Source organism: Pseudomonas sp. 30_B, assembly GCF_017491605.1.
Classification (GTDB): domain Bacteria; phylum Pseudomonadota; class Gammaproteobacteria; order Pseudomonadales; family Pseudomonadaceae; genus Pseudomonas.
In genome coordinates this window covers 1-442 of sequence record NZ_JAFGYY010000365.1, presented here as the reverse complement: position 1 = coordinate 442, position 442 = coordinate 1, and the positions used below count along the sequence as shown (strand labels likewise).

The window sequence follows — 442 nt, the reverse complement described above, 5'->3', positions numbered from 1 at the left end:
CCTTCATCTTCAGCAGGTCGACCACGCCCTTGAAGTTCTCTTCCGCGCCGATCGGCACCACGACGGGCACCGGGTTCGCCTTCAGGCGCAGCTTGAGCTGATCGTAGACCTTGAAGAAGTTCGCGCCGGTACGGTCCATCTTGTTGACGAACGCGAGACGCGGCACCTTGTACTTGTTCGCCTGACGCCACACCGTTTCCGACTGCGGCTGCACGCCGCCCACTGCGCAGTACACCATGCACGCGCCGTCGAGCACGCGCATCGAACGCTCCACGTCGATCGTGAAGTCGACGTGGCCCGGGGTATCGATGATGTTGATGCGGTGTTCCGGGTAGTTGTTGCCCATACCCTTCCAGAACGCCGTGGTAGCAGCGGACGTGATCGTGATACCACGCTCCTGTTCCTGCTCCATCCAGTCCATCGTCGCTGCGCCGTCGTGAAC

The 442-nt window shown here is 61.8% G+C and carries 1 protein-coding gene; it reads right to left on the bottom strand.

The features are described from left to right. On the bottom strand, positions 1-442 hold a 442-nt coding region (locus J5M67_RS28685; RefSeq protein ID WP_207888709.1), incomplete at both ends, for a GTP-binding protein.